This window comes from Larkinella soli (assembly GCF_003703975.1).
Lineage (GTDB): Bacteria > Bacteroidota > Bacteroidia > Cytophagales > Spirosomataceae > Larkinella > Larkinella soli.
Window position 1 is genome coordinate 1 of the sequence record NZ_QTJY01000043.1, and the last position, 5,043, is coordinate 5,043.

A 5,043-nucleotide genomic window follows, 5' to 3' on the forward strand; every position below is an offset into this window, starting at 1 on the left:
AGACTTCCCGGCGGCTTCTGATTTTTATGAAGATAACCAGGAGGTTACAACAGACACTTTTTGACGATAAACTCCTGAAAATGATCGGGCAATTCCGGTTCCTGTCCGAAAATTCCGTAAATGGTCGAGCCGGAACCACTCATACTGGCGTAAATCGCGCCTGACTGGTACAATTGTTGTTTAATCTTTTCAAGAATCGGATACTTTGGGAAGACACTTTCCTCAAAGCTATTTTTTACCGAATCATGCCAGTCGGCGATGGGAGCGAGTAATAAATCGCGCAGCGGTGGAGAGGAAGCATCCGGGCGAACCCCGGCATAGGCTTCGGCGGTCGAGATGGCCAGATTGGGATAAACCAGTACGAGGGTATAGCCCGCAAGTGACAGTTCGATGTCTTTGAAGCGATCTCCCTTTTCGATACAGTAACGAGGCTGGTTCCTGATGAAAAAGGCGCAGTCACTTCCCAGGCCCCGGGCATAGTCTTCCAGCTGCTCCGTACTGAGCGCCAGGCCGAACTGTTCATTCAGCAACCGCAGGGTGAACGCGGCATCCGACGATCCTCCGCCCAGACCGGCTCCAATCGGTACCATTTTATGAAGATGCAGGTGGACGGCCGGCAGGTCAAAATCCTGCTTCAGCCGTTCGTAGGCCCGCACGCAGAGGTTCGTCGCCGGATCGCCCGGAATGGTGATGCCGCCGGTAGTGAAGGAGAACCGGGGGGCCGGAACGCTCTCCAGCAGGTCGTGCCAGGGGACCGGATAAAAGCAGGATTCCAGATTGTGAAATCCGTCCGGGCGCTTTCCGATAATGTGGAGACCGAGATTGATTTTGACGTTGGGAAACTGGATCACAAAAAAAGATTTTGAACCGGACGATAATTTTTAAAAACACATGAAAATCCTGCTAAGGTGCCAAATTGAGGAAATAAGGAACATTTTGGTGACGCCACTCAGTAAATGGTAACATTTTCTATTGGCTCACACTTGGTATTTTCCTATATTTCCGCCCAAATTTCCTCGCTCTGTTCAATAATTCCAGAGATAAAATTACATAAGCAGTTTGGTCGCACCTAAACCGGGTCGCATGAAACGGCTTGTTTCCCGCTCTGTTTTCTTATGTATGTACACAGCATGGCATAAGTTAATTCCAAACCGGGTAAAAGTATTAAAACAACTTCTATGACAAATTTCTGTACTTTTCTCAAACGAGTAGCCCTCGTTTTATCGGTTATTGTGTGTTCGCTCACGAACGGCTACAGTCAGTATAAGCCAGGATTTTTCGAAGAGACGTATGTGAGTGATCTCGGCGGAGCCGTCGGCTTTACGTTTGACAAAAACGGAGCCCTGTATGCCTGGACTATCGACGGTCGGGTCATCCGGGTCGATCCCCAGACTAAACAGAAAACCGAATTGCTCAACATTTCGTCCGAAGTTGGACGGTACGACGATTTCGGGTTGCTGTCCATGTGTCTGGATAATAACTTCCTGAGCAACGGCCGGTTTTACCTGTTTTACGTCATCAAGTACGCGCCGGTGAAATACCAGGGCACCTACGCCCGCGTCACCCGCTATGAAGCCAACCCCGCCGACAACTACCGAAGCATCAAGCCCAACAGCCGCAAAATTCTGATCGGGGCGCCGGACCCCAACAACCCCTCCAAGGGAGTCCCCGGTGATTGCATCCCGCTGCTTTCCTCCTCGCATGCCGGGGGTGGGATGACGATGGGGGCCGACGGAACCCTGCTGATCGGTACGGGCGACGGAGCCGCCCCGGCCTTCGACGAAGGAAGCTTCTCCGAAACCTACTACAGCCAGGCCATCAACAACGGCTTTATCAATCCTGACGAAAATATCGGGAGTTACCGGTCTCAGGTGCTGCATTCACTTTCCGGGAAAGTGTTGCGGATCGACCCGGAAACCGGCGACGGCATTCCTTCGAACCCTTTCTGGGACGGCGGAAAAAGCGCCCGTTCTCCGCAGAACCGCATCTTTGCCATCGGTCTCCGGCAGCCTTTCCGGACGGGCATGCGCCCCAACACGGGTAGTGGCGACCCGGGAGCCGGCAATCCCGGTGCCCTCTATGTCGGCGACGTCGGTTTTACGGATAAGGAAGAAATCAACGTCGTCAGCCGGGGTGCCAACTTCGGATGGCCGTTCTTCGAGGGGATGGATGTCTCCAGGCGCAAATACGAAAAAACGCAGTACAAGTCTTCGATCGATCACACGAGACCCCGGATCGAATGGCGCGACGGGGCGGGCCGGGTCAACCGGAACGAGTCATTCACCAATGTAAACAGCACTCCGGCCGGCGTTCTGCCCGGCTATTGTAGTGTGGGCGGCAACTGGCACCCGGGCGGAGGGAACTACCCGGCCGAATACCAGAATGCCTATTATTTTGCCGACTTCAACGGCGGCTGGATTTCCCGCCTGGGTTTCGACGGCAGCAACCAGCCCCTGCCGGAAACCCTGACCAAACTGCTCGACGGCGGCAGTACGTACCAGTACATTACCTGTATCGCCTTCAACCCGATCGATAAGAACCTGTACTTCATGCGGTATCCCGAACCCGGCGGTGAGCGGGTCCGGCGCATCATGTACAACGGCGGCTCCGGCGGTACGCCCCCGGTAGCCTCGATCACTTACGACAAAAACAACGGCCCGAGTCCGCTGAAGGTAAAATTTACGGGCAGCAACTCCTACGATCCGGAAGGCAAATCGCTGACCTACCTCTGGGATTTCGGTGACAATACCACCAGCACGGCCGCCAATCCCGAAAAAACCTTCACGACCAACTCGGCCACCTCGACCGTCTATACCGTCAAACTGACGGTTACGGACGCCGACGGGCTGAGCAACCAGACGCAGACGACGATCACCGTCAGCAACCCGACCAACACGGCGCCGGTCATCGCCAGCACCAGCCTCGACGGGCAGGATCAGATGGACCTTTCCTCGACGCGGAACATCAACCTTTCGGCGGTCATCAACGACGAAACACCGGCCGATCAGCTGAGTTACAAATGGACGGTTTCGCTGTTCCACAACGACCACCAGCACGACGACTTCATCACCACCAGCCGGACGGCGACGGCCTCTCTGCCACCGATCGGCTGCGAAGGGACGCTGACGTTCTGGTACGGCGTGAAACTGGAAGTAACCGATGCCGGCGGGCTGAGGACGGAGACCATGCGGTATATCTATCCCAACTGCTCCGGCACGGCGCAAACCATCAACTTCAGCCCCATTCCCGACCGGGCTCCCAACTCCCCGGCATTTACGCCCCAGGCGACGGCCTCTTCGGGGAAACCGGTGGTTTTTTACGTCATCGAAGGCCCGGCCCAGATGGTGGAAGGCAAAGTGTTTCTGACCGGACGCCTGGGTAAGGTGACGGTCCGGGCGGCCCAGCACGGCGGAGACGGCTTTAACCCCGCCCGGCCGGTAGAGCAGTCTTTCTTTGTCGTATCAAACGCTTCGGATAAGCAGGCACCGACCGCACCGCTTAATCTGAACATTTCGAACATCACCCAGACGTCGATGCGGCTGGCCTGGAACGCGTCCACCGACAACGTGAGCGTGGCGGGTTATGAAGTCTATCAGAATAACAATAAGATTACCGACGGGTTGGTAACATCGCTTAATTATACGGTAAACAATCTCAACCCGGATACGGAATACTACTTCTTCATCCGGGCCGTCGACCCGACCGGCAACGTCTCCCCGAACAGCAATACGGCGACCGCCCGGACGCTGGCCGGCACGCCGACCAACCAGCCGCCGACGGCCCCGGCGGCACCCACGCTGACGGCGACGGTCAACAGCGCCTACTCGGTGACGCTGCCCACCTTCACCGATCCGAACGGCGATCCGCTCACCTACGCACTGACGGGTACGCTGCCTTCGGGCGTGAGCTTCAACGCCCAGACCCGGGTGCTGAGCGGGACGCCCACCCAGACGGGCACGTTCAACCTGACCTACTCGGCCACCGATAACAAGAACGCCAAGACTGATTTGGCCGTTACCCTGACGGTCGCTGCCAGCCAGCAGACCAACCAGCCGCCGACGGCCCCGTTCGTGCCTGCTTTAGTGGCCACCGCCAATCAGGCTTACTCGACGACGCTGCCGGTCTTTACCGATCCCAACGGCGATCCGCTCACCTACGCACTGACGGGTACGCTGCCTTCGGGCGTGAGCTTCAACGCCCAGACCCGGGTGCTGAGCGGCACGCCCACCCAGACGGGCACGTTCAACCTGACCTACTCGGCCACCGATAACAAGAACGCCAAGACTGATTTGGCCGTTACCCTGACGGTCGCTGCCAGCCAGCAGACCAACCAGCCGCCGACGGCCCCGTTCGTGCCTGCTTTAGTGGCCACCGCCAATCAGGCTTACTCGACGACGCTGCCGGTCTTTACCGATCCCAACGGCGATCCGCTCACCTACGCACTGACGGGTACGCTGCCTTCGGGCGTGAGCTTCAACGCCCAGACCCGGGTGCTGAGCGGCACGCCCACCCAGACGGGTAATTTTACGCTGACTTACTCGGCGACCGATAACAAGAATGCCAAAACCGATGTTTCCGTCTCCCTGACGGTCAATGGGGCGGGTCCTGTAACCGGTACGTTCGAAGGCTATCTGGATGTGGCCGGCTGTAGTACGATTGAAGGCTGGGCGTTTAATTACGACAGCCCCAATGCAGCCCTGACCATCGAATTTGTGGAAAATGGAAATGTGGTCGGCTCCGTCGTAGCCAATATTTTCCGGCAGGATCTTCTGAACAACGGCAAGGGCAACGGTGTACACGGCTACCGGTTTACGGTGCCGGAGAGTCTGAAAGACAACCAGCCGCATTCCATCTCCGGACGGGTTCTGGGAACCAACTACATTCTGGTTGGCTCACCGAAGTCGATCACCTGCGAAGGCAGCGGCACGCCGACCAACCAGCCGCCGGTGGCCCCGGCAGCACCGACGCTGACGGCCACGGTCAACAGCGCTTATTCAACGACCCTACCGGTGTTCACCGACCCCAACGGCGATCCGCTCACCT

The 5,043-nt window shown here is 57.2% G+C and carries 2 protein-coding genes; one reads left to right on the plus strand and one right to left on the minus strand.

The window, feature by feature from the left end:
* Positions 1-44: 44 nt before the first annotated feature.
* Positions 45-851, minus strand: a complete 807-nt coding sequence (locus DX909_RS29220; protein WP_128548855.1) for a 4-(cytidine 5'-diphospho)-2-C-methyl-D-erythritol kinase — start codon at positions 849-851, stop codon at positions 45-47.
* Between the two features lie 327 nt (positions 852-1,178).
* On the opposite strand from DX909_RS29220, the gene DX909_RS29225 reads away from it, so the two are divergent.
* Positions 1,179-5,043, plus strand: a 3,865-nt coding sequence (locus tag DX909_RS29225; protein ID WP_128548857.1) for a putative Ig domain-containing protein, incomplete at its 3' end; no start/stop codon positions are given.